The 26,160-nt window shown below is 70.5% G+C and carries 24 protein-coding genes and 1 pseudogene; 5 read left to right on the top strand and 20 right to left on the bottom strand.

The window, feature by feature from the left end:
• Positions 1-44: 44 nt before the first annotated feature.
• Complete coding sequence (locus tag ACT3SQ_RS13180; protein WP_444599608.1) at positions 45-1,361, bottom strand: TFIIB-type zinc ribbon-containing protein; 1,317 nt, start codon at positions 1,359-1,361, stop codon at positions 45-47.
• 211 nt (positions 1,362-1,572) lie between these two features.
• The gene (locus tag ACT3SQ_RS13175) at positions 1,573-2,787 is read right to left on the bottom strand and encodes an SHOCT domain-containing protein (RefSeq protein WP_444599607.1); all 1,215 of its coding nucleotides are present in this window, start codon (positions 2,785-2,787) and stop codon (positions 1,573-1,575) included.
• A gap of 96 nt (positions 2,788-2,883) precedes the next feature.
• Between ACT3SQ_RS13175 and ACT3SQ_RS13170 the strand changes: the two genes are divergently transcribed.
• Positions 2,884-3,843, top strand: coding sequence for an arsenic resistance protein (locus ACT3SQ_RS13170; RefSeq protein ID WP_442332862.1), 960 nt, complete (start codon positions 2,884-2,886; stop codon positions 3,841-3,843).
• On the opposite strand, the gene ACT3SQ_RS13165 is transcribed toward ACT3SQ_RS13170, so the two are convergent.
• The 8 genes from ACT3SQ_RS13165 to ACT3SQ_RS13130 all read right to left on the bottom strand — a co-directional run bounded on the left by ACT3SQ_RS13165 (position 3,809) and on the right by ACT3SQ_RS13130 (position 11,883).
• Positions 3,809-4,519, bottom strand: a complete 711-nt coding sequence (locus tag ACT3SQ_RS13165; RefSeq protein WP_441445293.1) for a class I SAM-dependent methyltransferase — start codon at positions 4,517-4,519, stop codon at positions 3,809-3,811. The genes ACT3SQ_RS13170 and ACT3SQ_RS13165 overlap by 35 nt on opposite strands.
• Positions 4,520-4,593: 74 nt before the next feature.
• Complete coding sequence (locus tag ACT3SQ_RS13160; protein ID WP_444599606.1) at positions 4,594-5,166, bottom strand: GrpB family protein; 573 nt, start codon at positions 5,164-5,166, stop codon at positions 4,594-4,596.
• Positions 5,167-5,200: 34 nt separating this feature from the next.
• Positions 5,201-7,105 (bottom strand): ABC transporter ATP-binding protein, encoded by a 1,905-nt coding sequence (locus tag ACT3SQ_RS13155; RefSeq protein WP_444599605.1) that lies wholly within the window; start codon positions 7,103-7,105, stop codon positions 5,201-5,203.
• 144 nt (positions 7,106-7,249) lie between these two features.
• Positions 7,250-8,188, bottom strand: a complete 939-nt coding sequence (locus tag ACT3SQ_RS13150; RefSeq protein ID WP_444601197.1) for a bile acid:sodium symporter family protein — start codon at positions 8,186-8,188, stop codon at positions 7,250-7,252.
• A gap of 33 nt (positions 8,189-8,221) precedes the next feature.
• Entirely contained in the window at positions 8,222-8,857 is a 636-nt protein-coding gene (locus ACT3SQ_RS13145; protein ID WP_444601196.1) for a response regulator, read from the bottom strand.
• Positions 8,854-10,005 carry a sensor histidine kinase gene (locus ACT3SQ_RS13140; protein WP_444601195.1) on the bottom strand — a complete coding sequence of 384 codons (1,152 nt, stop codon included), beginning with the start codon at positions 10,003-10,005 and terminating at the stop codon, positions 8,854-8,856. Before ACT3SQ_RS13140 ends, ACT3SQ_RS13145 begins: the two co-directional genes overlap by 4 nt.
• Before the next feature lie 13 nt (positions 10,006-10,018).
• On the bottom strand, positions 10,019-10,858 hold the full coding sequence (locus ACT3SQ_RS13135) for an ABC transporter permease (protein ID WP_444601194.1): 840 nt from the start codon (positions 10,856-10,858) through the stop codon (positions 10,019-10,021).
• Positions 10,859-10,914: 56 nt separating this feature from the next.
• On the bottom strand, positions 10,915-11,883 hold the full coding sequence (locus ACT3SQ_RS13130) for an ABC transporter ATP-binding protein (protein WP_444601193.1): 969 nt from the start codon (positions 11,881-11,883) through the stop codon (positions 10,915-10,917).
• Between the two features lie 97 nt (positions 11,884-11,980).
• On the opposite strand from ACT3SQ_RS13130, the gene ACT3SQ_RS13125 reads away from it, so the two are divergent.
• Complete coding sequence (locus ACT3SQ_RS13125) at positions 11,981-13,498, top strand: amidohydrolase (RefSeq protein ID WP_444601192.1); 1,518 nt, start codon at positions 11,981-11,983, stop codon at positions 13,496-13,498.
• 74 nt (positions 13,499-13,572) lie between these two features.
• A pseudogene (locus ACT3SQ_RS13120) lies at positions 13,573-13,872 on the top strand (cysteine hydrolase); the annotation flags it as partial.
• A gap of 9 nt (positions 13,873-13,881) precedes the next feature.
• Here the strand turns inward: ACT3SQ_RS13120 and ACT3SQ_RS13115 are convergent.
• The 4 genes from ACT3SQ_RS13115 to ACT3SQ_RS13100 all read right to left on the bottom strand — a co-directional run bounded on the left by ACT3SQ_RS13115 (position 13,882) and on the right by ACT3SQ_RS13100 (position 18,101).
• Positions 13,882-15,117: an MFS transporter gene (locus ACT3SQ_RS13115; protein ID WP_444601191.1), complete on the bottom strand. Its 1,236-nt coding sequence runs from the start codon at positions 15,115-15,117 to the stop codon at positions 13,882-13,884.
• 8 nt (positions 15,118-15,125) lie between these two features.
• A complete protein-coding gene (locus ACT3SQ_RS13110) occupies positions 15,126-15,488 on the bottom strand; it encodes a DoxX family protein (protein ID WP_441445258.1) in 363 nt (120 codons plus the stop codon).
• A complete protein-coding gene (locus ACT3SQ_RS13105) occupies positions 15,485-17,833 on the bottom strand; it encodes a hypothetical protein (protein ID WP_444601190.1) in 2,349 nt (782 codons plus the stop codon). Before ACT3SQ_RS13105 ends, ACT3SQ_RS13110 begins: the two co-directional genes overlap by 4 nt.
• An 88-nt stretch (positions 17,834-17,921) precedes the next feature.
• On the bottom strand, positions 17,922-18,101 hold the full coding sequence (locus ACT3SQ_RS13100; protein ID WP_441445256.1) for a hypothetical protein: 180 nt from the start codon (positions 18,099-18,101) through the stop codon (positions 17,922-17,924).
• A 313-nt stretch (positions 18,102-18,414) separates the two neighbouring features.
• On the opposite strand from ACT3SQ_RS13100, the gene ACT3SQ_RS13095 reads away from it, so the two are divergent.
• Complete coding sequence (locus tag ACT3SQ_RS13095) at positions 18,415-19,308, top strand: serine protein kinase RIO (protein ID WP_441445255.1); 894 nt, start codon at positions 18,415-18,417, stop codon at positions 19,306-19,308.
• Between the two features lie 58 nt (positions 19,309-19,366).
• On the opposite strand, the gene ACT3SQ_RS13090 is transcribed toward ACT3SQ_RS13095, so the two are convergent.
• The 4 genes from ACT3SQ_RS13090 to ACT3SQ_RS13075 all read right to left on the bottom strand — a co-directional run bounded on the left by ACT3SQ_RS13090 (position 19,367) and on the right by ACT3SQ_RS13075 (position 22,748).
• The gene (locus ACT3SQ_RS13090) at positions 19,367-19,864 is read right to left on the bottom strand and encodes a J-domain-containing protein (protein ID WP_441445254.1); all 498 of its coding nucleotides are present in this window, start codon (positions 19,862-19,864) and stop codon (positions 19,367-19,369) included.
• Positions 19,865-19,926: 62 nt separating this feature from the next.
• A complete protein-coding gene (locus ACT3SQ_RS13085; protein WP_441445253.1) occupies positions 19,927-20,394 on the bottom strand; it encodes an SRPBCC family protein in 468 nt (155 codons plus the stop codon).
• Between the two features lie 14 nt (positions 20,395-20,408).
• Positions 20,409-21,626, bottom strand: a complete 1,218-nt coding sequence (locus ACT3SQ_RS13080) for a YncE family protein (protein WP_441445252.1) — start codon at positions 21,624-21,626, stop codon at positions 20,409-20,411.
• A gap of 90 nt (positions 21,627-21,716) precedes the next feature.
• Entirely contained in the window at positions 21,717-22,748 is a 1,032-nt protein-coding gene (locus ACT3SQ_RS13075) for a GNAT family N-acetyltransferase (RefSeq protein ID WP_442332697.1), read from the bottom strand.
• Positions 22,749-22,903: 155 nt separating this feature from the next.
• Here ACT3SQ_RS13075 and ACT3SQ_RS13070 point away from each other — a divergent pair, with 155 nt between their 5' ends.
• Positions 22,904-24,007: a MerR family transcriptional regulator gene (locus ACT3SQ_RS13070; RefSeq protein WP_441445250.1), complete on the top strand. Its 1,104-nt coding sequence runs from the start codon at positions 22,904-22,906 to the stop codon at positions 24,005-24,007.
• 10 nt (positions 24,008-24,017) lie between these two features.
• Here the strand turns inward: ACT3SQ_RS13070 and ACT3SQ_RS13065 are convergent, their stop codons facing one another.
• Positions 24,018-24,515 (bottom strand): DUF1648 domain-containing protein, encoded by a 498-nt coding sequence (locus tag ACT3SQ_RS13065; protein WP_441445249.1) that lies wholly within the window; start codon positions 24,513-24,515, stop codon positions 24,018-24,020.
• Positions 24,516-24,559: 44 nt separating this feature from the next.
• Positions 24,560-25,771, bottom strand: coding sequence for an ATP-binding protein (locus tag ACT3SQ_RS13060; RefSeq protein WP_441445248.1), 1,212 nt, complete (start codon positions 25,769-25,771; stop codon positions 24,560-24,562).
• Positions 25,772-26,160: the final 389 nt, after the last annotated feature.

Genomic DNA, 26,160 nt, shown 5'->3' with positions numbered 1-26,160 from the left:
TCCTCGGGGGCGGGGATCACAGATCAGGGGCGTCATCGCGGGTCTCATCCGGCCAGGAACCAGCCGAAGCCGACGACGGCCCCGATCACGGCCGCCACGGACCCTGCAGCGCAGGCCACGGCGAAGATCTTCGGATGGGAGACGGGGACCGAGCCCATGGTGTTGCCGTTGCGGGCGTTGACCGCGATGTAGTGCACGAGGGAGCCCTCGCCCTTCGCGGAGTCGGCATAGCTGTACAGCCACACCGGCACGTACACCGAGACCCAGCGGGTGCCGCGGACGGCGACCCCCTCTTCCTCCCAGCGCACCCCGCGGTCGTAGCGGCCGATGGTGGGGCCGGCCTTCGCGCGGGCGATCGCCAGGAATCGGTTCTCGACCTCGTCGTCCACGTCGCGCACGTTCAGGTCACGGCGCTCCGAGGTGAAGTTCTTGAGGTAGTTCGAGTTGTAGGCGACGGCGTTCTGGGTGTCATACGGCTGCACCGCATTGAGGATGTTGTTCGTGGCCTGCTTGTTGTCCTTGACATCGAAGCGCTCGGCGGACTCCACGGTGAGGTCGTCCACCAGCAGGTCGAAGGCACGCTGGACGGAGTAGACGTCCGCGTCGTAATAGGTCTCGGTGACGTAGTTGTCCTTCCCGACCTTCCGCCGCACCGTGTACTGGCGGGTGGTGACCTCACCGGTGCCCTGGAGGACGGCATGCATGTTCCCGTCCACCACCATGTACGGGATGTACACGCCCATCACGTTGTCGGGGACGAACTCCGATTTGAAGCGGGCGTGCGCGAAGGCTTTGCGCTTGCCCGCGAAAGCACTGATGCGCTCGATCGCCTCTTCGCGGGTGAGCTGGAAGGGCAGCACCGCATCGGGGATCGCGCCGTTGGGGATCTGGGTGTTGATCGAGAGGGTCTGCCGACACCAGTGGCAACGGGCCTGCAGCTGCTGCTCGACGTTGATGACCACCTCGGCGCCGCAGCCCTGGCACTTCAGGGTCACGGTGGTGAGGTCCTCGCGGATGTCCGCTGTGCCCGAGGCCAGGGTGTGGCCGCGCAGCTCCGCGATCGAGGAGTCCAGCCCGAAGGCCCGCTCCGCGTTCTCCTCGTTCCAGGTGTGTCGGCAGTAGGAGCAGAACAGCGCCTTCGCGCTCAGCGAATAGTGGATGTCCGAACCACCGCAGCGGGGACACTTGTTCAGCCCGTCGTCCTTGCCCGAGCTGGTGTCGATGATCCGGTTCGAGGAGTGCTTCAGCGCCGCCTCTGCCGCGCCGGAGACCGCCTCATCGCCGAGCATCTGCTCCGGGGGCTGCTGGCTGCCGCCCTGCTGGGCACCACCCTGCTGAGCGCCGCCGGGCCACTGGGGCATCGCCTGCGGCCCAGCGCTCGGAGCGCCCGACGGGGTGAACCGGGGGTCCCCGGCGGACGGGTCCCCCTGTCCGGGCTGTCCGGGACGCAGCGGCTGCCCGGTCGGGGCGGGCGGGACCGGCCCGCCAGGCTGAGAAGGCCTGGCGGGCTGGTCCGGTCGCGCCCACGGCGGGCGCTCAGGAGGCACTGTCATCGCTTTGCGGGGTGCCGGCTCAGAGGCCGAGGGCGGCCTTCTTCGCCGCCTCGTAGTCCTCGTCGGAGATCAGGCCCTGATCCAGCATCTGCTTGTACTGGGCGAGCTTGGCCACCGGGTCGTCCTGCGCCGGCGCCGCCTGCTGCTGAGGTGCACCCTGCTGAGGCGCGGCCTGCTGCGGGGCGCCCTGCTGGCCCGGCGGGGCCCAGGGCTGGACGGGGTTGACCATGCCGCCGGCCGCACCCATACCCGCCCCGAACATCGCCAGACCCGCACCGCCACCGGTCTCCCCGGCGGCCTGCACGCCGCGCGCGGCGGCCTGATTCATGAACGACTGCGAGCGGGCGCCGGAGAGGGCATCGGCCTTCTGCACGTCCTTGAGCAGCTCACGGGTGTGCTGGTCGTACTCGATCGAGACGATCGCGGTCTTCACGATCGCGAGGCCGCGGTCGCTGGACCAGCGGTAACCCTCTTCGACGGCGGCGGAGAGCGACTGGGCGAAGCCCACCGAGTCGCCCTGGATCTTGGAGATCCGGTTGCCCTTGTCGGGATCGTTCGTGTAGCGGGAGAACGCCTGTGCGAGGGAGCCGACGACCTCCTGGAACAGCTGGCTGCCAGCCTTGTTGTCGACATCGGCGAAGTCGAACACCGGGGCGTTCGCGGAGATGAAGGTGGCCGGCACGAAGTTATGGACGAACAGCAGCGGGTCGATGATCCGCAGCGTGTACGAGCCGCGGCACACGGCGCCGACCTGCGAGTTGAGGTACGCGTCGTCCCAGTAGATCTCCGACTGGGTGCCGAAGCGGTTGTCCGGGATCTCCTTGAGGCTCACGTAGAAGGCGAGCTGCTGCGAGGAGGGGCGGCCGCCGAACTTGAACCGCTCCCAGGAGGTGCCGACGGTGGAGGCGAGGATGTCGTCACCGGCGAAGACGGAGCGGGAATCCGGGGAGGAGTCGTTGAACTCGTAGCCGCCGGCCTCCGTGATCAGGCCGGTCGCACGGCCGTCGACCACGGTGATCAGGCCGTAGCCCTGGGGCACCAGGATCTTCGACCCGTTGGAGATGACGTTCTCGCTGCCGCGGGTGTTCGAGCCGCGACCGGCGTTGGTGCCCTGGGGGACCGCCGGGAACAGAGCCGCCGTCTGCGGCAGACCGTTCGGAACGGTGAGGAAGTCCTTCCACTGATCGGCGAGCATCCCGCCGACCGCGCCCTTGAATGCCTGGATGAATCCCATGTCAGCTCCTTCGTTCCCCCGCGACTGTGTGATCGGAGCCATGCTATCGCGAAGCACCCGAATGCTCGCTGGATCCGCGGGCTACCGTCGCTGGGTATGGAGCGTGAGCAGAGCCGGCGGTGGGCCGAGCGTCATCAGGTCGCGATCTACCTGCTGGCGATCGGGGCGGGCGCGGTGCTCGGGGCGCTCCTGCCCGGGGCGGCACCGGCCCTCGAGCTCGCGGTGGAACCGGCGATCGCCGCCCTGCTGCTGGTGACCTTTCTCGGGGTGCCGCTGCGCGGGATCGGGGCGGCGCTGGCGGATCGCCGTTTCCTGCTGGCCCTCTTGGCAGTCAACCTCCTGGCAGTCCCCCTGATCGTCTGGGCTCTCACCCGGCCGCTCGCCGACTCCCCTGAACTGCTGATCGGCGCCCTGCTGGTGCTGCTGGCCCCCTGCATCGACTACGTCATCGTGTTCACCGCGCTCGCGGGCGGCGCTCACCAACGGCTGCTCGCGGCGACGCCGCTGCTCATGCTCGCCCAGATGCTGGCCCTGCCGGTGCTGGTGCCGCTGCTGAGCGGCGGCGGGGCGGCGGGGCTCATCGACCCGGTCCCGTTCCTGCGCGCGCTGGTGCTGCTGGTGCTGCTCCCCCTGCTGGTGGCCGCCCTGATCCAACGCTTCGCCCCGCGGTGGGACCTCTCCCCCGCGATGGTGCCGCTGATGGTGCTGGTGCTGGTCACGGTGGTGGCGTCCCAGACTCCGCGCGTGCTCGGCGCGGGCACGGCGCTGCTGGCCCTGGTGCCGATCTACGCCGGATTCCTGGTCCTGGCGACGGCCGCCGGGATCCTCGTCTCCCGGCTCGCGAAGCTCGGGGTCGGTGAATCCCGCGCCCTGACCTTCTCTGCGGCGACCCGCAACTCCCTCGTCGTGCTGCCGCTAGCTCTCGCGATGCCGTCCCCGCTCGTCCCGGCCGCCGTCGTCACCCAGACCCTTGTCGAGCTGCTCGGCATGGTGGTGCTGGTGCGGATCCTGCCTCGGCTGCTCAGGGACGGACCGCAACCACCAGCACTGCGGTGACCGGGAAGGTGAGGACGCCGCCATCGGCGGAATAGTGCGCCCACAGCCCTCGTACCCGTTCCTCGATCTTCTCCCGCACCGCCTCCGTCTGCGCCTGATGGATTCGGCCGGGCCCTGCGATGCCACCGGCGATGCCGGCGAACAGATCGTCGGCTGTGACCCGCCAGGTCCAGTGCACCTCCCCCGCGTGCTCGGTGCGCAGCCCCGCGTCCTCTGCCAGCTCGGCGAGCCCCGCAGGGCTGCGCTCGAAGTCCCGCTCAGGAGCCAGCCGAGAGCTCGGAACTGGGACTGCGTCGGCTCCCTCAGCTGCGCTCGCATAAGCGGCGAGATGCGGCCCCGGAGATGCGGGCCAGATCGTCATCGCTACCCGGGCCGACGGTGCGGCCACCCGGGCAAGGTCACGGACGCTCGCGCGAGGATCGGACACATGGTTGATGACGAAATTCGCGGTGACGGCATCAACCGAGCTGTCGTCCAGCGGAAGTGACGGTGCTCCCGCGCCGAAGACATCGACGTCGAGTCCCGAGGTGCTCACTGCCCTGCGGGTCACGGCGACCATGTCCGGGTCTGGATCGACCGCGATGGCCCGTCGGCCCTGACGCGCAGCAGCGAGCGCGAGGCTACCTGTCCCGCACCCGACGTCGAGATGGACGTGCGCCGGCCCTGTCGCCTCCACAAGAGTGTCATCGGTCCCGGCACACAGAGTCGCGAAGGACCGTCGATATGCCTCCGCCACGCCGTTCCAGGTGCTCACTCAGCGACCCCACGGCGCTGGCGTGCACGGCTCAGAATCGCGGCGATCACCTCGGTCTTGGCGTCCGCGTAGTCGTTCATGTCCTCCCAGACCCTGGTGGCGAGCTCTCGCTTGGTCTCCTCGTAGAGCTGACGGTCTGCGGCGTCGGTCCGCAGCCGATCGCGCAGCAGGAGGTACGCCTCGATGCCCGGGTCACCCCGCTCGAGCAGATGGACATGGACGTCACGTTCCGGAGTGCGCACCAGACGATGCCCCGGCTCACGAACCCGCAGTTCGTAGCCGGCCCGCACGAGCGGCTCGGCATGGTCCTCCTCGGCGGTGATGTGCTCGACCACGACCAGGACGTCGAGGATCGGCTTCGCGGCGAGGCCGGGGACGGAGGTCGACCCGATGTGCTCGATCTGGATACCGGCGCCGGCGAGCGCGTCGCGGATCCGCTGCTCGTGGGCGAGATACCAGTCGGGCCAGCGCTCGTCATAGTCGACGATCTCGATGGTGCGCTTCTCCACGCCTCCGATGAGCTGGGTCTCCGTAACGTCCGGACGGACAGGGGCAGGGTGGGAGGTCATGAAGCGATCCTCTCACCGGTCAGCGACAACCGCCTCAGCCGGTGATGTCGAACGTCGCGAGCTTCTTCGTGTTCCCCGAGCTCTGCAGGTCCAGCAGCTGGGCGTAGATGCCACCGCTCGCGGCGAGCTCGGCCGGGGAGCCGATCTCGTCGATGCGCCCGTCGCTCAGGGTGATGATCCGATCCACCCCGGCGATTGTGGAGAGGCGGTGGGCGATGATCATCGAGGTGCGCCCGGTCATCAGCTCCTCGAGCCCCTTCTGCACCTGGATCTCGGCCTTGGTGTCCAGGGCGGAGGTGGCCTCGTCGAGCACGAGCACGGGGGCGTCCTTGAGCATCGCGCGGGCCACCGCGATCCGCTGGCGCTGCCCGCCGGAGAGCTTGAGCCCGCGCTCCCCGATCACCTGCTCGTAGCCGGCCGGGAAGCGGCGGATGAAGGTGTCGGCGTTCGCGCGACGGGCCGCGTCGACGACCTCCTCCTCGCTCGCCTCGGGCCGCCCGTAGGAGATGTTGTCGCGGATGCTGCCGGAGAACAGGGAGGCGTCCTGGAAGACCACCCCGATACGGGAGCGCAGCTGGTCCAGCGGCAGGTCCGCGCTCGGGTGGCCCACCACCTCGATGCTGCCCCGGCGCGGCTCGTAGAGACCCAGCAGCAGGTTCACGATGGTGGACTTGCCGCCGCCGGACTCCCCCACCAGGGCGATCTTCTCGCCGCGCTCGACCGCGAAGTCGATCTCGTGCAGCACATCCTCGCCGTCCTCATAGGCGAAGGACACCTCCCGGAAGGCGACCACGGGAGCGCCCGGCACCGACTCGATCTCCGGGGAGACGGTGAGCACGGGGGCGGGAGCGCTGTCGTCGGCTCGCTCCTCGACCCCCTCCTCGGCGGAGGCGGTGCCGCTCGCGTGGCCCGCATCCGCAGCATCCGTCGGCCGCGCCGCCATCACCGCGGCGGTGCGGGGATCCACGGGGGTCTCCATCACGCGGAAGTAGTCCTTGGAGCCGGCGATCGCGCGCTGGGCGGAGTCGATCACCCAGCTCATCGACTCCACCGGGGCCTTGGCCATGGCCATCAGCTGGATCAGCAGCACCATCTCGCCGAGGGTGAACTGCCCCTGGACGGTGCGCACGAAGATGATCACGTAGATGCCGAAGAAGATGAGGTTCAGGAACGCCCGACGGATCACGTCCATCCGGTGCCAGTGCGTGGACTGCGCACGCGTGGTGGCGTCGGTGGAGCGGAAGCGGCGGGAGAAGTCCGCGAGCTCCCCGCGCTCGCGCACGAAGGACTTCACCACCCGGATCTGCCCGACCACCTCGGCGAAGCGGCCCGAGGCGATGTCGATCTGCTCGTTCTTCTCCCCCTCCAGGCGCTGCCACTTCACCGAGGTCAGCGAGGTCAGCCACACGTAGACGGGGAACACGATCAGCAGCAGCACCGTGAGCGGCCAGGCGTAGTAGGCGCTGATCGCGAGCACCGCGGCGGTGGTGATCAGCATCGACGCGAAGGAGTTCGACATCATCTTCGTGAAGTTCGTGATCTCGGTGATCGAACGGTTCAGCCTCGCCACGATCGTGCCGGTGATCTCGCCGTCGAACCAGCGCTGCGGCAGGTGGAGCAGCTTGTCGTAGTAGCGCACCGAGAGGATCGTGCGCATCCGGTTGCTCATCACGTCGCCGAACCAGCCGCCGACGTTCGAGATCACGGTGACGGCCAGCTCGGCCACCAGCACCGCCACGGCGATGAGGATGACGGTGCGCACGGCGGTGCCGGTCGCGCCCTGCCCGCCCACGGCGCCCGCGACGGTGTCGGTCGCGTGACCGATCAGGAAGGGGACCGCGAGGCCCGCGACCGCGGTGAGCACGGAGCAGGCGATGATCGCGATGTACAGCGGGGCGAGAGCACGGGTGAAGCGGACGATGCGCAGCAGGGATGTCACCCGGTCAGCCTAGGCGGGGTCCCGAGCGCTGACCACGTGCTTCTGCTCTCCCCTTCCTCGCAGGTATCCCCTCTGAGCTGTCGCTGCGACCTCTCCCAGGCGACAGCTCAGAGGGGATACCGAGGAGTACGTGACCGCTCAGGCTCAGTCCGATTTCGGGCCCACCACGCCCAGCAGCACGCCGAGGGAGGTCCTCTCCCCCGCTCGCCGTCGTCGCAGCACGCCGCTTGCCAGCGCGTAGGGCACCAGCATCACGAAGCCGACGGCGCTGAGCAGCAGGATCGCGACCACGATCGAGCCGTCGCCGTCGGACCCTTCGGCGCCGGTGCGGGCCACCAGCAGGGCGGCGGCGATATTGCGCTGGGAGGTGAGGATCGCGGGTCCGTCATGGACGGTCAGGGTGTCGCCCGCGAGATCTCCGGCGATGCGGCCGGTGACGAAGGCGAGCGCCACCAGGCCCGCCGCGACCAGCAGCACCGGTGACAGGATCAGGTCCAGCACCAGATGGCTGTTGGCTCCGAAGCCGGAGAGGAACATCAGCACCGCGGAGATCGCGGCGACGCTGCCGGCGGTGCGGGCGAACCGGTCGGCCCACCCCGGCCAGACGGCCGCGATGACGATGCCCGCGATCATCGGCGAGAGCATCGTGCCCAGCAGCAGCTGCGCCACCGCCCAGCCGTGCACGGTCACGTCCTGGAGCAGGAAGGGCACCACCAGCGGCATGAACAGGATCGAGCCGAGCAGCAGCACCGCCATCGGGCCGGCGGTCTCGCCATAGGGGATGCGGGCCATCGCGCCGAGCTGCAGCACGAAGGGGGCGCCGGCGGCGCAGAGAGCGATGATGAAGCCCTCCCCGGTCTGATGCGGGAGCAGGTCCTTCAACAGCCAGATCAGCAGGGTGCCCACGGCGGGGACCACCACGAAGTTCGCGCCGAGCACCGCGAAGACCGTGCGGCGGTCCCGCAGCTGGCTGCGGAAGGCGCGCAGCGGGGTGCGCAGGCCCATCGACAGCATGGAGGCGATCGCGAAGATCGGCACGCTGATCTGGATCAGCAGGCCGAACAGGGATTCGAGCGTGTGCACCTCGGCAGACTACGCGGGCCGGCTGGGCAGGGGTCAGATCCAGCCGTTGTCCGAGGCGGTCCTCACGGCTTCGGCTCGGTTGGTGATCCCGAGCTTCCCGATCACGGCGGAGAGGTGGTTGCGCACGGTGCCCTCGGAGAGGAAGAGGCTCCGCGCGATCGACGCGGTGGTGCCGCCCGCGGCCACGGCCTGGAGCACCTCGGTCTCCTTGGCGGTCAGCGGGCTCGCACCGACGGCGAGGGACTGCGCGGCGAGCTCGGGGTCCACCACCCGCAGCCCCTGGTCCACGCGGCGCACCGCGTCGACGAGCTGCTCGACGGGAGTGTCCTTGACCATGAAGCCGTGTGCTCCGGCCTCCATGGTGCGGCGCAGGTAGCCGGCGCGGCCGAAGGTGGTCAGCACGATGATCCGCGGCGCGCCGTCGCTCCCCCGCAGAGCCTCGGCGACCTCGATCCCATCTGCAGGGCCCTCCGCACCCTCGGCCGTGACACCGGCGGGCATCTGCACGTCCAGCAGCAGCACATCGGGGCGATGCTCGGCCACCGCGGCGAGGGCGCCCGCCCCGTCGGCCGCCTCACCGACCACCTCGAGGTCGCTCTCCAGGCGCAGCAGCGCGACCAGGCCCGAGCGCAGGATCGCCTGATCGTCGGCGACCACCAGGCGGATCATGCCGCCGCTCCCATCACTGCGGTGAGGCGGGTCCCGGTCTCGGAGGAGCGAACCTCGAGGTGCCCGCCGGCGAGCGCGACCCGTGCCTCGAGGCCGCGCAGCCCGGAGCGGTCCGCTCCCTGAGGGATGCCGACGCCGTCATCCTCGATGCTCACGGAGTCCTCGCCGACGCTGATCTCGGCCCGGGTGGCGCGGGAGTGGCGCACGATGTTGGTGACCCCTTCGCGGATCACATAGCCGAACAGCTCAGCGAGGTCGTCGTGCAGCGGCGGCAGGGCGGTGGGGACCTCGGCCTGGATGCCGACCGTGGACAGCACGGTGCGGGCCGAGGCGATCTCGGTCGCGGCGCGCACATGCTGCATGCCGGAGGCCGTGGCACGGACATCGGCGAGGGCCTGGCGCACCGTGGTCTCGATGTGGACGAGCTGCTCGCGCGCCGCCTCGGGATCGGAGTCCAGGAGCCTGCGGGCGAGCTGCGCAGAGATGGTGAGCGAGGTCAGCGAGTGACCCACCAGATCGTGCAGGTCACGGCCGATCCGTTCACGCTCCGCAGCGACGGCGAGCACGGCATTGCGGTGCTGGGCGGCCTCGAGCTGCTCCTGGAGGATCTGTTGGCGCACCCCGTACCCGATGCCCCACGCCATCACGGTGCCCATCACTGCGAGCCCCGCCGCGATGTACACCTCGAACACCACGGCGAGCACGACCACGCCGAGGCTCATCAGCAGCATCGTGGGCACGGCCCAGCGCCAGGGCAGCAGCAGCACATGGGTCATGGCCTGGAACATCACCATGAACAGCACATTCGCACCCAGCGCGGGGATCAGGAGCAGCAGCAGGGCGGTGCACACCGCGAACCAGCCCAGCCGCACCCGCGGCGGGTACAGGCCGATGCCGGTGGCGTAGACGAACAGCAGCGCGTAGAGCGGCAGCAGCAGCGTGACCGCGACAGCCCCGGGGCCGGGGTCCTGCCACCAGGCGACCGAGATCGGGATCAGGATGAACAGCACCGGCGGGAGAGCGAAGGCGAGGCCTCCGGACTCGACGGCGGCCCGGTGGATCGCGCGCGGGGTGAGGGGTCGGGCGTCGGCCTCCTCCTCGGAGCCGCGCGCCCAGGCTCCCCACGTCGGTGCCTCGGTGGTTCCCATGGTGCTCATTGTGTCAGCGACGCTTCAGTCCCACGGCGCGGCGCAGGCTGATCGCGCACAGCACGCCGAGCACCAGGGTCCAGGCGCCGATCACGAGCAGGCCGGTCACCGGCAGCTCCCCGCCGTACATCGACCATTGCCCGAGCCGCGAGATCCAGTAGGTGGGTATGGACTGCCCGATCTGCTGCATCCAGCTCGGGAATGTCTCCAGCGGCATCCACAGCCCGCCGAAGATCGCCATCGCCATCATGGTGACGATGCCTCCGGCCATCGCGGCACCGCCCTTGAGGACCATGCCCAGCACGAGGCCGATGAGGATGGTGGGCAGCAGTCCCAGCCACAGCATCACGATGGTGGCGAGGAAGTTCGTGGGACCCACCTCGACACCGGTGGCCAGCCCCGTCGCCCCCACGGCGAGGAGAGCAGGGACGATGACGGCGCTCGCGGCCATCACCGAGCCTGCCAGGAACGAGCGCGGGGACAGCCCTGCGACGATCAGCTGGCGCAGGAAGCCGTTGCGCTGGTCCTCCTGGATCTGGGTGCCGGCGGTGACGGCAGCGCCGAGCCCGCCGTAGGCCGCCATGTTGACCATGATCATGCCGCGGACGGTGCCCTCGGCCTGGTCGCCGAACATCATCCCGAACAGCAGGTACATCCCCACCGGCATCGCAATCGTGAACACCATGAACATGACGTTGGTGACGGTCATCCGGGTGGTGTGCAGCGCATAGCGCGCGGTGCGGGTCACAGCCGACGGGGCCGCCGAGGTGCGCGGCGGGGGAACGTATGTGGTGGTGGTGGCAGTGGTGGCAGTGGTGGAGGTGAGCGTGGTGGCGACGGTCGGCGAGGTCATGGCGGAGCTCCGTTGATCGGTGGTGGTTCGGGCGGCCGACGTGGCGGCGGGGTGGCTCATCGCTCGTCCCCCTCGTGGTCGGTGATGCGCAGGAATGCTTCTTCGAGCCCGGGGGCAGAGACCAGGACCTCGTGGACGTCGGCGGCGAGAGGCCCGGTGAACAGCGCGGCGAGCGCGGCATCGGAGTCGGAGCAGACGGCGCGCACGCGGCGCGGGTCGGTCTCGTCGGCCGCGGCACTCTGCACGCCGGGCAGTGCGGCGATCTGTGCGGGCTCCGCACCGCGCAGGGTGATCACCCGGCCTGCGACGACGGCGCTGATCTCGGCGCCGGTGCCGTCGGCGACCACCCGGCCGCGGTCCATGACGATCACGCGGCGAGCCTCGCGCTCGGCCTCGTCGAGGTGGTGGGTGGCGAAGACGACGGTGCGACCGGTCGCGGCGACGTCCCGCATCTGGTCCCAGAAGGCGCGGCGAGCGCCGACGTCCATCCCGACGGTCGGTTCGTCCAGCAGCAGCACCTGCGGGTCGCCGAGCAGGGCGATCGCGAAGCGGACCCGCTGAGCCTGCCCGCCGGAAAGCGCCCCCATCTTGCGCTTCACCAGGTCTTGGATGTCGGCCTGGGCGATCACCTCGGCCATGGGCATCGGGTGGGCCTGCAGGGAGTGGAGCATCCGCAGCATCGAGCGGACGGACTGGTCGGGCAGCAGCGCGCCGGCCTGGAGCATGGTGCCGATCAGTCCGGTGCGGGTGGCGGTCGCGGGTTCGGTGCCGAGCACGCCCACGGTGCCGGCGTCGGGCGTGGCGAGGCCGACCATCATCTCCATCGCCGTGGACTTGCCGGCGCCGTTGGGGCCCAGCAGGGCGACGATCTCCCCGGGTTGGATCTCGAGGTCGAGGCCGTCGAGAGCGCGGACGCTCCCGTAGTGCTTGGTGAGCCCGCGCAGGCTGATCGCAGCGGTGGCGGCAGCGGCGGGGGTGGTGGAGGCGGGTTCGGCAGCCGTGGCGGAGGCGGTGGTCGTGGTCATGGCTCCAGGCTTCCGCAGCGGCGGCCCCCGCCCCAGTCCCCGCGGTCATGACCGGGCCATGACAGTCGTCATGACCTCGTGCGGCTAGTCTGGATCGGTGCTGATCAGACAGGTGCGGCCCTTCAACGCCGCCACGGGAGAGGCGCCGGCCCGCCCGGTGGACCTGCGGCTTCGCGACGGGGTGATCACCGAGCTCGCCACCGACCTCCGAGCTGCTCCCGGCGAGGAGATCCACGAGGCCGCCGGCGCCCTCGCGATCCCCGGCCTGTGGGACCAGCATGTCCATTCCGGCCAGCTCGCCCAGGCCCATGCCCGCCTGGACACCTCCGGGGCGGGCAGCGTGGGCGTGATCCTCGAACTGGTGCGGGCCGAGCTCGCCGCACGTCGTGACTCCGCCCTCGATCCCGCGCAGGCGCTGATCGGCTTCGGGCACCGCCTGGTGGACTTCGCGGTGCAGCCGACGGTGCCGGCGCTCGATGAGGCCACCGGCGCGGTGCCGACCGTGCTGATCGGCGGGGATGCGCACCATGCCTGGCTGAACTCCGCCGCGCTGCGTGCCCTGGGGATGCCGCCGCGGGACGGGATCGTCGCGGAGGAGGAGTGGTTCGTGATCGCCCCGCGCCTGCCCGAGCTGCCAGGGGTCGCCGAGTCGGTGGCCACGGGCGCGGCGATGCTGCAGCGTCAAGCCCTGCAGCGCGGCGTGGTGGGCATGACGGACATGGAGTGGGGCCGGCCGTGGGAGGAATGGCTGCACCGCGCAGCCCGGATGCGGATCCGCACTGCCGTCTACCCCGAGGAGCTCGCTGCGGCACCCGGCCCGACGGGCACGGTGCTCGATGAACTGGGCCTGGTGACGATGGGGCCGCTCAAGGTGATCGTGGATGGTGCCCTCGGCTCGCATTCGGCCTACACCCGTGACGCCTACACCGACGGCCACGGCTATGCGGGGCGCGGTGTCCTCAGCGTCGGCCCCGAGGCGCTCCGCGAGGTGCTGACCAGGGCGACGTCGCAGGGTCTAGCCGCCGCGGTCCATGCGATCGGGGACGCCGCCGCGCAGGTCGCGCTCGATGCGATCAGGAGCGTCGGCGTCGAGCGCGCCCGGATCGAACATGCGCAGATGCTCACCGATGACGACATCGACGCGATGGCCGCGCTAGGCGTAATCGCCTCCGTCCAGCCCGCGCATCTGCTGGACGACCGGGACGCGACCGAGGCGATCTGGCCCGGGCACGGCACCCAGGCCTTCCGGCTGCGGGACCTGCTGGACGCCGGAGTGCCGCTCGCCCTCGGCTCCGATGCGCCCGTCGCACCGCTGGATCCCTGGCTCGCGATGGCCGCCGCCGTGCACCGCAGCGCAGACGAGCGCCCGGGCTGGCATCCCGGCCAGCAGCTGCAGCCCCGCGAGGCCCTCGCCGCCTCCACCGACGAGATCACGTCCCTGCAGGTGGGCGGCCCAGGAGACATCGTGCTGCTCGAGCACTCACCCTTCGCCGACGTCCCACTCGGCGCCGACGGGCTGATGGTCGACGCCGCCGCTCGAGAGGCCTCCGAGCTGTTGCAGGAGACCACGGTGCTCGCGACGATCGTGGCAGGGCGGCTCGAGTCCCAACTCTGAACCGCCGGGAGGTCACCTCCGCGCGATCACTGCCCGATCAGCATCGCGGCGGCCAGCAGTAGGTCGACACTGTCACCCTGGTCGGCTACATGACCAACAACTGCATCCTCGCCTCCGCCGTGGAGGGCGAGGGCCTCGGGTTCACCACCGAGGTGCTGTCCGACGCCACCAGCGCGATCAATATCGCCAACGACGCGGGCTTCGCCTCCGCCGAGACGGTGCACCGCACGATCATGGCGGTGCTGAACTCGAACCTGGCCGCGGTCGTGACCACCGAGGCCTGGACCGAGGCGCTCTCCGCTCAGCAGCCGCTGCCCAAGAGCGACCTGGGCACCTCCGCCGTCATGGGCGCCCAGCAGGCCGCCGGCGCCTGAGCCCTTCGCTCAGCGGCGCCTCCGCAGCTGGTCCGCGGTCACGATCACCACCGGCACCAGCAGGACCAGTGCCAGGCCCGAGAATCCGATCCCGGCGAGGATCAGCCCGGCGAGCGCGCCGCCGGTCGCCCCGGCAAGGTTCATCAGCAGGTCCGAGGTGCCCTGCACGGCCGGGCGCTGCGCAGTGGGGACGGCGCCGCTGACCAGGGTCGACCCGGCCACGTTCGACGCGGACCAGCCGAGGCCCAGCAGTGTGAGCGCGACCGCGACCAGCGCGTTGCTCTCCGCGCCGACCGCCGCGATGAGCATCGCGGCGGCGAGCATGGCCTGACCGCCGAGGATCACGGCACGCCCGCCGATCTTGTCGGTGAGGATCCCGAACACGTGCGAGAGCCCGAACATCCCCGCGACGTGGAGGCTGATCGTGATGCCGACGATCGACAGGGACCCGCCGTGGCCCATGAGGTGGATCGGCGTCATCCCCATCAGTGCCACCATCACGGCGTGACCGAGGGCGACGGCGAGCACGGCGCTGCGGGCGGTCGGGTTGGCGCGCAGAATCGCGAGACCGCGCGCCGCCCGACGCTCCGGCCCGGCGGGCACCACTCGGTGCGGGCCGAGCGCCAGCAGCAGCGGATCCGGCCGCAGCGCGATCGCATACAGCAGCGCACCCGCCAGCTGAGCTGCAGCGGCGATGACGAACCCTCCGCTGAGCGCAGGCAGCCCGAGGGCGATGCCGAGGGCGTCGCTGGGCTCGGCGAGGTTCGGGCCGATCACCGCGCCGAGGGTCGTGGACCAGACCACGAGGGACAGGTCCCGGCCGCGGGTCGCCTCGGTCGCGAGGTCGGTCGCGGCGAAGCGCGACTGGAAGTTCAGGGCGGAGCCGATGCCCATCACGGCCATGCTGGGCAGCAGCAGGGCCGGGCTGTCGAGCGCCGCGGCGACGGTGACTGCGAGGGCGCCGAGCGCGGCGAACAGGGCGCCCGTGGTCAGCGAAACCCGTCGGCCGCGACGGCGTGCGAGCATCGCGAGCGGGATCGCGAAGACCGCGGCACCGAGGGTGTTCATGGTCGCGGCCATCCCGGACCAGGCCTCGCTGCCGGTCACCGCGGCGACCAGCAGCGCGCCCATGCTGAACGCCGCACCGACGCCGAGGCCGGAGACGATCTGTCCCGCGATGAGGATCGCGAGAGTGCGCCGCTGGACCCGGCAGCGCTCGAGATCATCGAGGATGGCTGCGGGCACAGGTGCCGTCATCGCGCCACGTGCCGCGCCTGCGCGATGAGCACCGCCTGCAGCGGCAGGCGCCCCCACGCGATCGCGCGCTTCCGGGGCCGGGCGTGGCGCCAGTCGTAGGCCATCTGCAGGTTCGCGGGGAACACCGCGACGAACAGCGCCGCTGCGGCGATCCCGCCCAGCCGTCGGGTGCGCGGCACGGCGAGCAGCCCGGCGATGCCGAGCTCCGCCACCCCGGAGGCGTAGGTGTAGGTCCGCGCCGGGCCGGGCAGCGCCGGTGGGACGATGCTGTCGAAAGGCTCGGGCCGGGCCAGGTGCAGGATCCCCGCTCCGCCGAGCAGCGTCGCCAGGCATCCGGCGGTCTTCCTCGCGTGGGTCACCCTTCAGATCCTGTGTCCGGCAGGACGGCCTTCTGCGCACCGATGATCTTGAAGCCCACTGGAGCATCGTCATGCTCCGCGATGACCACGACGTCCTCCCCGTCTCGGGCGAGGTCGACGCGGGGGAACCGGCCCTCATGCTCGGGGAGCACCGTCGCCGCCCACGTCTCGCCGCCGTCTCGGCTCGCCCACACGCACGCCCCGAAGGCCGAGGCGGTCCGGCTCCACCCGGAGGCGAGCAGCGCCCCGCCGCCGAGGTCGGTGAGCATATCGCGCTGTTCCTGGTCCGAGGACAGGTAGGTCCGTGTGCAGCTCCCGTCCGCAGCGAGGACACCGTGATACACCCTGTCATAGCCTGCCGCTAACACATGCACGGCGTCCCCGACCGGGTAGGGGAAGCCGAAGTTGAGGCCCGGCGGGATGTCTTCGATCACCCGCGGCGTCCAGACACCGACCGTGAGGACGAATGTCGCGGCACGATTCAGACCGTGCTCGGCCACTGCCGTCCCCAGGCCGATGAGCACTCCGTCGACAGAGGTGACGGTCGTGATGTATCCACCTCCGCCGAAGGCGGGATCCTCCGAAGGCGAGTCGGGGCCCGATCCGACCTGTTCCCAGGTGAGCCCGTCCGAGGAGGAGAGGACCTTGATCCCGCCCAGGGCTGATCCGTCCTGGTCCGCGATGGTGCCAGCACCGGACAAGTAGCTGGTCTCGCCGACGATGGAGGTGCTTCCCAGCATGTAGAGCCCGGGGATCTCGAGCCCTTCGGTGTCGACCCACTCGCCGTCGCCCCGGGCCAGGGAGAGGAGTTGTCCGTTGCCGTCCTCGTCCTCTTCCCGGCCGGACAGGATCTCCACCCCGTCCGGCAGCCGATGGACCCGGCCCCAGTCCCATTCCTCCACCTGCTGGGGGAAGTCCTCGGCGAGGACGAATCCGCCATCGCGGATGCTCACTCCGAGGTTGCTGGCGACGGAGGTCGAGCTATGTGTGCTCGACTTGTCGACGAAGCTCCGGTAGCCCTGGATCACGGCATCGATACCGTTGTGCACATCGTGTATCAGTCGGATGTAATTCCGACCGATTGTGAAGGGCAGCCCCAGTGCGAGGGATCCGCCACCGCCCTCACGGGCGTAGGTGCTCGTCTCACCCAGCAGGATCTGGCTGTCGGGGGTCGCCGCGCCGTGGGTGAGGGTGTGCCCGACGAAGTCGCCCATGTCTGAGACCGTCCACGTCCCCTCAGCGGACCGGGTCGCGCAGCGGCAGTCGTCTTCGAGGATGGCCGCGAAATGGACAGTCCCGGTCTTCGCGTCGACCACCGCCGGGGACGCACCGAATGACCCCCAGTCGATGGGATCGTCCACGGGGATCTTCTCGCCGCTCCTCGTCCATCCGTCCAGGCCGAACGCCGGTAATGGGATCTCCTCCTGCGTGAAGGAGGTGCCGTCGGGGCTCACCCAGGCCGTCGGTCTCATATACGCGCCGTCATCCGATGCCGGCTCGTGGCTCCCGATCACCACGAAGCCCTCGCCGAGGGGAGAGACCGACATGGCGACGGCGTCCTTCCCGTCGTCGGGAAGCACCTGAGGCTCTGCCCAGGTGGCGCCGGAGTCCTGAGAGGCCAGGATCGCGGGCGCCTCCGTGCCGGCGGCGTCCCTCGCGGTCACCAGCAGCACGATCGCCGCGTTGTTCCGTGCGACGTCCAGCACCTCCCACTCAACACCCTCGGGCACCTCCAGTGCGGTGAGAGCGGCAGCCGTGCCGTCGGCGGGCAGCTCCCAGACGGCGACGGTGCGCCCGTTGACGGCGGAGGCCACGATCCCGCCGCCGAAGGCCGCGATCTCCCGGTCGATGCCGGTGACCTCGACCGCTGTCCAGTCGGCGAGGTCCGCGGAGCTCCACAGCTGCTGCCGATGCTCGGCGTCCACGACGGTCGAGGCGAGGACTCCGACCGTGGCCGCGTGGCGGTCGACGGCGAGCCCCGTCGTCGCCGGATCGATCGGGACCGCGATGCCTCTCGGCTGCTCGCGCGTGATCACGAAGAGATCCCGCTCCTGGGCGAGAGTCCGGCTCACGAGCACCGCCAGAGGGTGTTCGTCCGTCGGCGAGATGTTCCAGGAGTCCTCGAGCATGGGCTGCTCGGGCAGGAGCTTCTCGTCGCTCGTCATCGGCTCGAAGTTCAGGGTGGGCGCGGACAGCTCCTCGGGAGGACCGTCCCGCTCCGGGTCGCATCCTGCCAGTCCGAGCGGCACCAGGAGAGCGCCGGAGAGCAGCACGGAGCGGCGAGCGGGGCGGAGCGGGACGGTGCGGGGCGGGACGGTGCGGAGCGTGGAGCGCGAGGCGGTCATCCTGAAATCTGACCACATTCGTCCGGCGATCGGGACAGCTTCTGGTGAATCGCATCATGACTGTGACGGCCGACGGCTGCCCCTCGATTCACTCCCCGGCCCTGAGCACTTCTGACCTGGCCCCGACGATTCGGTATCCCCGGGGCACGTCCTGCTCGATGGCGAGCACCACCACGTCCTCGCCGTCCTCGGCGAGATGGACCCCGGGGAAGCGGCCCTCGCCGTCAGGCAGGAGCGTCGCGGTCCAGGTCCCGGCTCTTACGGGCACCGTGGGCAGCAGGGCCTCGGAGATGGTCAGCGGCGCCAGCGTGACCGTCGCGCGCGGAGGCGGTTCCTCCTCGGCACCCTGCCCTCTCTCCGGGCGACGAGAGTTTTCCCCAATCCACTGGTCACCACGCCTTTTCCTCGCTTGCCGAATATTCGCTCGCACTCCGCCGACGTCCCGTCATACGCTGTCCCCGGTTCCGCGTGGAGCCCTGAGGGAAGGAGGAGCTGATGGTTGTCACCGTGCTGACCCCTGCAGTCCTCCCTTCCGCCACGACCTGCTGAGCATCTCGCAGGTCCTCCCTCAGGAGACCCCTATGGCCACGTCCTTCGACCAGGACGCCTTCTTCGCCCACGCCATGTTCACCGCCACCATCGCCGAGCTCGACGAGGATCAGCGCTGGTCCACCTGGCCCGAGACCGCCCGCACCATCGACCGTGGCCCGCAGCCCTTCCCCGACTGGGTCGTCCAGCACGACGGGGCGATCGACACCGAGCTCGGAATCCTCAAGACCGGCAAGGAGGCCGACGCCTTCCTCCTCGAACGCGCCCTGCCCGAGGAGCTCCTGAGCGGTGCTCCCGGCGAGGCAGTGCTGATGGTCGCCAAGCGGTACCGCTCCTCCGACCACTCGACCTTCCACCGCGGCAGCGCCTACACCGACGGCCGTCGCACCAAGGACACCCGCGAGGCCCGGGCGATGGCCAAGGGCACCGCCTTCGGCAAGCAGGTCGCCGCCGCGCAGTGGGCCCGCACCGAGTTCGACATGCTCTGCCGGCTGTGGGAGGCCGGGCTGCCGGTGCCCTACCCGATCCAGCTCGTCGGCACCGAGGTGTGCATGGAGTTCATCGGCACCGACGACGAGCACGGCACGGTCGCCGCCCCGCGCCTGCAGGAGACCACGCCTGATCCACGCACGATCGAGCGCTGGGCCCACCTGCTGCGGGGCGCGGTCCTGGATCTCGCCCTCCTGGGCCTGGTCCACGGCGACCTCTCCCCGTACAACATCCTCGTCGACTCTCGGCAGAACGAGCCCGATCCGGTGATCATCGACGTCCCGCAGGTGATCGACCTGATCGCGAACCCGAATGGCACAGAGTTCCTGCGCCGTGACTGCGTCAATGTGTGCACCTGGCTGCGGGCGAACGGGGCGCCGACGGCGCTGAGCGATCCCGAGGAGTGGTGCGCCGCCGCCGGGCAGGCACTGCGCTGACCGAGCCGTAGGAAACGTGCGCCACCGAGCCCGGAACAGCACAGTTCCTACGTCTCGATCAGCCCCGTCGGCGCGGCTGCCACCAGCGCCGCCGGCGGGGCTGCCACCAGCGCCGCCGGCGGGGCTCGGCCACCGACTCCTGCGGAGCTGTCGGCTCCGCCACCGATGTCGGCGCTGCCGCCCGCAGCTCCCGCCACCGCTGCGCCGCGTCGTCCGGATCCCAGGCCGGGGCGAGCATCCGCTGGAAGGGGTTCTCACGCCGGTCGCGGTGGACCCGCTCGGTGAAATCCTCGGCGTAGGCGCGGGCCGCGCGCTCGTCCGTCAGCGCGGCGAGTGTCTCCGCGCGCTGCTCGAACTCCTTGCGCAGCAGCACCACCACCGGCAGCAGGGCCTGGCTGTCGATCTCGCCGCTGGCCAGGCGCTGGTTGATCCACCAGTCCGGATCGTGGGTGGCCGGCAGGTTCAGCGGCTTCCCGGCGCCGGGGAGGTTGTCGAAGTCCCCGCGCCGCGCGGCCTGCTCGATCGCAGATTCGACGCGCGCGACGTCGGGCGCCATCACCGGCCCGAGGGTCCTCGGGTCGACGGGCTCAGGGTCGACGGGCCCCTCCGGTGCCGAGCTCAGGACTGCCCGCCCTCCTCGGCGAGCCGGACGAGGCGGTCGATCGAGGCCATCAGTCTCTCCGCAGTCATCAGGCGAGCCTTGGCCAGGCGCTTCTCCTGCTCGGGGGGCAGCGCGGTGAAGTCGTAGGTGTGGGTGACGCGCGTGCGACCGTCCTCGAGCGGCTCGAGCTCCCAGCCCCACTGGTGGCCGGCCGGCTGCTCGCCGTGCGGTGCCGGGCGCCAGGCGATCTCGCGCCCCTCGGCGAAGGCGACGATGTGGTTGTCGCGCACCCCGCCGTTCTTATTGGTCATCACGAAGAGCTCGCCCACGGCATGGACCCGCTGGCCGGGCGCGGCCTCGGCGAGGTTGTCGTTGCCGTCCCAGCGGGGCTGCTGCGAGGGATCGGCGATCAGCGCGAAGATCGCGCTGGCCGGTGCGTCGATCTCACGGGTCGCGGTGACGATGCCTTCGAGGTCCTGGCTCATGGCTCCATCGTGCCTCATGGCTCGAGCGTGCCGCCAGAGGAGGTGGTGTCGTCGAAGACGTCGATCGAACCGGCGTAGTTCGCGACCCAGACCCGGCGCTGGGTGGGCTCGTAGGTGATGCCGATGGGGTTCTTGCCCACCTCGACGCTCTGGATCTCCTCCAGGGTCGCGGTGTCGAACTTGGAGACGGTGTTCGCGTAGTAGTTCACGACGTACAGCGCGAGGCCGTCCGGGGAGATCGCCATAGTGCGCGGCTCGCGGCCGGTCGGCGCGGTGCGCAGCACCTCGCCGGTGGCGGCGTCGAGCTCGAGCAGCTCATCGCTGCCGGAGACGGTGAGGTACATGCGCGTCGCGTCGGGCGAGAGCACCAGATGGCGGGGCTTGCGCCCGGTCTCGAGCACCAGCTCGCTCTGCCCGGTCTCGAGGTCGACCTTGTACAGCTCATCGGCGTACATCGCGGTGACATAGGCGGTGCGGTTGTCCGGCAGGATCACGCTGCCGCGCGGAGCGGCGTCCACCGGGATCTCCCGGACCTCCTCCCCCGCCTCGAGGTCGAGCACGGAGACGGTCTCATCGCACCAGTTCGAGACCAGCGCGGTGCTGCCGTCGGCGGAGAGGGAGATGAACTTCGGGACCCGTCCCACCTCGATCACCTGGTCCCACTCACCGGCGGCGATGTCGAGGCGGAACACTGCGGAGCGCCCGATCTCTTCACCACCTGCGCAGTCGTCGGTGGCAGCGGCTCCTTCGCCGGGGCCGCGCAGGCGGTACTGGGAGACGTAGGCGTACTTCCCGTCGAGAGAGAACACCGCCTCCACGGGCGCTCCCTCCGTCGTCCCGGCGCGGTCCGGATACCCGAACTCGGCGAGATCCACGGTGTCGGCCACGGTGTTCGTGAGCTCGAGGGATTCGGCGTCGTAGAGCGTCGAGGAGTGGCTGTACATCATGTTGTTCGCGATGACGGTGCCGGCCGGGCTCGCGACCACGGACTTCGGGGTGATGTCCCCGGTGATCCTGTCCAGGTGGGTCAGGCGGGTGGTGTTCGAGGGTTCGCCGGGCGGCAGCTCGGAGCCTGCGGCCGATGTCCCGCCGTCGGGCCCCGCGACGCTGGTCACCAGCCCTGCGACCATGCCCCCGGCCATCACCAACGACAGGATCGCGATGGCGATCGTGAACTGGTGATGCGGTCGCTCGCGCCGGGGCCTCCTGCGGTGCTTCGCCTGCACGCTCATCGATCGTCCGCTCCCATGCGGCCGAACCTAGCCCGACAGCCGCCGCCGAGCGGGAGGCGGCGCGGCGTGTCGGAGGTTCGGGGCTCAGACTCAGAGCGCGGGACGCCCCTGCAGCACCAGCTCCCGATAGAGGGCGCGGTAGCCGAGCTTCTCGTTGATCTGGATCATCCAGGGATTCACGTGCGAGTTCCAGGTGACCAGGCTCCGCAGCTGCGGCGCGCGCTCGCCCAGCTGACGGTGGGTGGCGACCTTGAGCGCGAGGCCCAGCCGGTGCCCGCGGTGCTCGGGCATCACCAGGGTGTTCTCCTGCCAGCCGAGGGTGCTGTCCGCAGCGGTGTGCACGTGGACCTCGGAGTTCCCGGCGAAGCTGCCGTCGGGTGCGATGGCCACTGCGGTGATCCGTAGCGTCCCCGCCTCGCGCATGCGGCGCTCGCTCTCGCGGATCCGCTCCGGGGTGTACTCGGGTGCCTCGTGCTCGACGTCCTCGTCGGGTTCATCGAGCTCGAGCTGGCGCAGCAGCAGGCCGTAGGTCTCGAGGTGCTCCTCGGGGATCTCCCCGTCCCACACCTCGACCCGGTACTGGCCGATCTTCTCCGCAGCCTCGGCCTGCAGCATCTCCAGCAGGGAGGCCTCGAGCGGCAGTGCCAGCGCCCGGCAGACGGCGAGGTTCTTGCGGGTGATCCCGAGCCGGCGGGCGAGCCGGTTCACGGGCTCCTCGGGGCTGTCGGGGTCGCCCTCGGATGGGACCTCGCCATAGCCCTCGACCAGGGTGCGGCCGGACTCGCGGATCGCAGGCAGCAGCACCTCCTCGACCAGCGCAGTCGCGATCCCCTGACCGCGGAAGGCGGGATGCACCGAGACCCCGACGGAGATGGTCTCGAGGTTCTCCTGCAGCGGCATGAAGGTGTTCGCTCGGCCGACGAGCAGCTCGCCGCCCTCGATCACCTCGGCGATCGCCACCCAGCGCCGCACCATCCAGTACGGCGACTCGCTGAACTGCGCCCGCAGCTGCTCCCGGGTGAGGGCCTGACTGCCGCCGTAGGTGTGCTCGTCCAGCGCCCTCCCGAGCGCGAGGTACTGGTCGAGCTCGAGATCGGAGGTGGGGTCCAGGGGTCGGATCATCACATGCATGCGGAAAGCAGACCACACCAGATCCGTGCTGGTCGACGGAATATTCTCGGCAGCGCTTGACTCTCCCCCTGGGACAATCCGGAACGTGGTGCTCACCGGGAGAGACCCGGAGCCCGGGGACCGGGCGAGAGATGACGGAGGATGGCATGGACGAGACGCTGCTGAGCATCGGGGAGCTGGCCGCCGCGAGCGGGCTGAGCCCCAAGGCGCTGCGCCTCTACGCCGAATCGGGACTGCTCGTGCCCCGACGCGTCGACCCCTTCACCGGCTACCGCTCCTACGGCGGTGACCAGGTCGAGCGGGCGCGGCTGATCGCCGCGCTGCGCGGCCTCGGGATGGGGCTCGCGCGCATCGGCGTGCTGTGCGATCTGGACAGCGATGCCGCTGCCGCGGAGCTGCGCTCCTGGTGGCGGCAGGAGGAGGCCGACGCCCTCTCCCGTGCCGCGTCCGTCCGCTCACTCGCCCGTGACCTCGGGGAACGTCCGACGGAGGACATCATGACCACTTCCACCCTCACCCCTCGCACCGCCTCGGCGCTCCATCAGGGCCTCGTCCGAGGCGCTCAGCAGGACGCCGTGCTGGTCCGTGAGCTGCCGGGCGGCCGCACCCTACTCGCCGTCGCCGATGGCTTCGGCAGCACTGATGGTCTCGGCAGCGCAGATGGCCTCGCCTCACAGATCCTCGCCGCGTTCGCGGCGGCGCTCTCGTCGGCCCTCGAGGCCGATCCGTCGGCCGCGCCGCTGGCTGCCCTCGAGACCGCCTGGGCCGCCGCCGAAGCCCTGGTGCCGGCCGACGGCGACGCCGGCTCGACCCTGACCGCGGCGCTGATCGACGGCGAGAAGCTCCACATCGCGCATCTCGGCGACACCCGGGTGGTGCTGGTGCGCGGCGAGCAGGTCGACGTGGTCACGCAGGATCACACCCGTCTGCGCTCGCTGGTCGAGGCGGGCAGGCTCTCCCCCGAGGAGGTCGCCGCGCATCCGGATCGCGCAGTGCTGAACCGGGCGCTGGCCGCGGGCGCTCCCACCGCGCCAGATCTGCTGGTACGCCGCCTCGCCCCGGGCGATCTGGTGCTGGTCGCGACCGACGGACTGCACGCCGTCGTCGACCCGTCGGCCCTGGCGGAGACGCTGGTGGAGGCGCTGGAGAACAGCCGCGACGACGTCGACGCGCTCTCCGCCCGGCTGGTCGACCTCGCCCTCACCGCCGGCGCCCCGGACAACATCGCCCTCGCGCTCGCACGGCTCTGACGGCGCCGATTCAGCGCCCGGCGCGGACCAGGCGGATCACCCCGACGACAACCGCCGCGACCATCACCGCAAGCCCCGCGGCGATCAGCGGCGCCCCACCGGTCTCCAGCACCGACCAGGCGATCCCCAGGTAGACCACCACCATCGCGAGCAGCGTCCAGACCATCATCCGCTCCCCTTCGCGGTAGATGGCCTGGGCGTTGCGCGTGGTGATCTCGAGCGGATAGTTGAAGGCCCGCGGCCGCGTCGACAGCGCGGCGAAGCCCAGCGACAGCAGCAGCATCACGCCGGCGAGCACGAGGATCGACCACTTCGGCCCCCAGTCGTCGGCCTCGCCGCGGGCGTCGAAATGGGTCGCCACCGTGTCCGGGAGGGAGGGGTAGCGCACGAGCAGCCAGGCCGTGATGCCGACCGTCGACAGCACCGCGAACCACCGCAGCGCCCTGGTGATGGGGCCGGTGGTGTAGGTACGGACGGGGCGCTGGGACTTACTGATGATCGTGCTCATGGTGCCCTTCACGCTACCGACGCCGTCCCGGCGCCCGCCTCCGCCTATCGTCGAGGGCTGCGCCGCGCACGGTGAGAGCGTCGGACCCCGCGATCTGGTTCGACATCCGCCCCCACCCCCTCCCGCGCCTCATGCCGCAGCGCATCGCCGAGGTAGGGCAGGGAGAACTCGACGAAGCCGCGCCCGGCGGGGCGGATCAGCTCCTCCTCGATGAGGCGCTCGCGGTAGGTGGACTGGTTGCGCGGGTCGATGCCCATCCGTGCCGCGATGTCGCCGACGGCGGAGGGCCCCTCGTCCGCGAGCATCGCGTGGAGGTACTCGCGCTTGCGGGGGCTCAGCCCGCGCAGCGCCGGGCCGTGGACGTTCTTGATCATCGCCGCGACCACGGCGTCGCGCCCGCCGCGCACGTCCTCGATCTCGATCGTGTCCGCCTCGCCGCTGTTCTGCCAGGCCTTCGAGCCGACGAGCTGGATCAGGTAGGGGTACCCCCGCGAGATCTCGCCGGCCAGCACTGCAGCCTCGGGGGTGATCGTCTTCGCGGTGTCGGCGACGGTCATGCGAATCGCCTCCGCCGCGGTGCCCACATCCACGCTGCCCACCTCGATCCGGTGGGCGCGGCGCAGGAAGGTGGTGCGCTCATGGTCCAGCAGCGCATCGACCCCCGGCCTCACCCCGGCAGCGATGAAGGCGACGGCATGGCCGGACCCGATGAGGTCCTGCACGTGCTGGGTGAGGGCATGCAGCTGATCACGCTCGACCGACTGCAGCTCATCGAGGGTGATCAGCAGCCCTCCGCCATCCTCATCGGTGAGCTGGGCCAGTCGGTCGAGCACCGTGGAGAGCACCTCCCCCTCCCCCTCGTAGCGCTGGATGACGTCGCGCGAGGCGTTGACGTTGAAGGCCCCGGCGGAGGTCAGCCGCGAGGTCTCTGCGTCAGGGTCCATCTCCCTCAGGTGCGCGATGGCCTGGCCCCGCAGCTCCTCGACCAGGGAGGTCGAGGAGGTGTGCAGCCGCAGATCCGTCCATCCGGCGTCGAGGGCCAGCTCCCGGAACTCGGTGAGCAGCACGGTCTTGCCCGAGCCGCGCGCACCCGAGATGAGGATCGCCCTCGCCTCGGGCACGTTCCCGGCCAGCGCCGCGGTGAACTCCTCGATCGCGAGGTCGCGCCCGGCGAGGATCATCGGGGTGAGCCCGAAGCCGGGGGTGAAGGGGTTCGCGGAGGTCGCACGGATCGACGGGGGCGTGGAGCGGTTCATCGGATGGGGTTCATCGGGTGGGGCGTCGCCATGGAGCCATCGTGCGCTGTATGTCGCTGTATGTACAGGGGTCGGGTCATCCCCAGAGGATTGGGTCGCGAGCGCTCGTCGCTGGCGGTGCGCGACAGCGTGCTCCCGGATCTCGCCCTCGCCCTCGGCCTCGCCCTCGCCCTCGGCGTCACCGGAGCGATTCACATAGAGCCTGGCCGCACCATTCCCCCCTAACGCGAGTTATCCACATTTACGCGGCCCGTCTTGACAAATCCATTTCTCTCCGAGAAGTTCCGGAACTTTTTTGAGCTCAGCGCAATCCCACTTACCGTGCGCGGTCCCGCCCGCTCTATGCCGTTCCGCCCCCACAATATGGGCCCGTGAGCACAGAGAAATCC

Source organism: Brachybacterium sp. AOP42-C2-15, from assembly GCF_052377065.1.
GTDB lineage: Bacteria > Actinomycetota > Actinomycetes > Actinomycetales > Dermabacteraceae > Brachybacterium.
The sequence above is the reverse complement of the archived record's forward strand: the minus strand, read 5'-3'. Positions and strand labels throughout refer to the sequence as shown.

Excerpts from the sequence above, each read along its gene's own strand:
- ACT3SQ_RS13160 (WP_444599606.1), bottom strand. The coding sequence starts at position 5,166 with ATGACCTCCCACCCTGCCCCTGTCCGTCCGGACGTTACGGAGACCCAG.
- ACT3SQ_RS13070 (WP_441445250.1), top strand. The coding sequence starts at position 22,904 with ATGGACGAGACGCTGCTGAGCATCGGGGAGCTGGCCGCCGCGAGCGGG.
- ACT3SQ_RS13105 (WP_444601190.1), bottom strand. The coding sequence starts at position 17,833 with ATGACCGCCTCGCGCTCCACGCTCCGCACCGTCCCGCCCCGCACCGTC.
- ACT3SQ_RS13140 (WP_444601195.1), bottom strand. The coding sequence starts at position 10,005 with ATGGGAACCACCGAGGCACCGACGTGGGGAGCCTGGGCGCGCGGCTCC.
- ACT3SQ_RS13135 (WP_444601194.1), bottom strand. The coding sequence starts at position 10,858 with ATGACCTCGCCGACCGTCGCCACCACGCTCACCTCCACCACTGCCACC.
- ACT3SQ_RS13060 (WP_441445248.1), bottom strand. The coding sequence starts at position 25,771 with ATGAACCGCTCCACGCCCCCGTCGATCCGTGCGACCTCCGCGAACCCC.
- ACT3SQ_RS13095 (WP_441445255.1), top strand. The coding sequence starts at position 18,415 with ATGGCCACGTCCTTCGACCAGGACGCCTTCTTCGCCCACGCCATGTTC.
- ACT3SQ_RS13075 (WP_442332697.1), bottom strand. The coding sequence starts at position 22,748 with ATGATCCGACCCCTGGACCCCACCTCCGATCTCGAGCTCGACCAGTAC.
- ACT3SQ_RS13090 (WP_441445254.1), bottom strand. The coding sequence starts at position 19,864 with ATGGCGCCCGACGTCGCGCGCGTCGAATCTGCGATCGAGCAGGCCGCG.
- ACT3SQ_RS13130 (WP_444601193.1), bottom strand. The coding sequence starts at position 11,883 with ATGACCACGACCACCGCCTCCGCCACGGCTGCCGAACCCGCCTCCACC.
- ACT3SQ_RS13080 (WP_441445252.1), bottom strand. The coding sequence starts at position 21,626 with ATGAGCGTGCAGGCGAAGCACCGCAGGAGGCCCCGGCGCGAGCGACCG.
- ACT3SQ_RS13085 (WP_441445253.1), bottom strand. The coding sequence starts at position 20,394 with ATGAGCCAGGACCTCGAAGGCATCGTCACCGCGACCCGTGAGATCGAC.
- ACT3SQ_RS13180 (WP_444599608.1), bottom strand. The coding sequence starts at position 1,361 with ATGCCCCAGTGGCCCGGCGGCGCTCAGCAGGGTGGTGCCCAGCAGGGC.
- ACT3SQ_RS13145 (WP_444601196.1), bottom strand. The coding sequence starts at position 8,857 with ATGATCCGCCTGGTGGTCGCCGACGATCAGGCGATCCTGCGCTCGGGC.
- ACT3SQ_RS13170 (WP_442332862.1), top strand. The coding sequence starts at position 2,884 with ATGGAGCGTGAGCAGAGCCGGCGGTGGGCCGAGCGTCATCAGGTCGCG.
- ACT3SQ_RS13065 (WP_441445249.1), bottom strand. The coding sequence starts at position 24,515 with ATGAGCACGATCATCAGTAAGTCCCAGCGCCCCGTCCGTACCTACACC.
- ACT3SQ_RS13175 (WP_444599607.1), bottom strand. The coding sequence starts at position 2,787 with ATGGGATTCATCCAGGCATTCAAGGGCGCGGTCGGCGGGATGCTCGCC.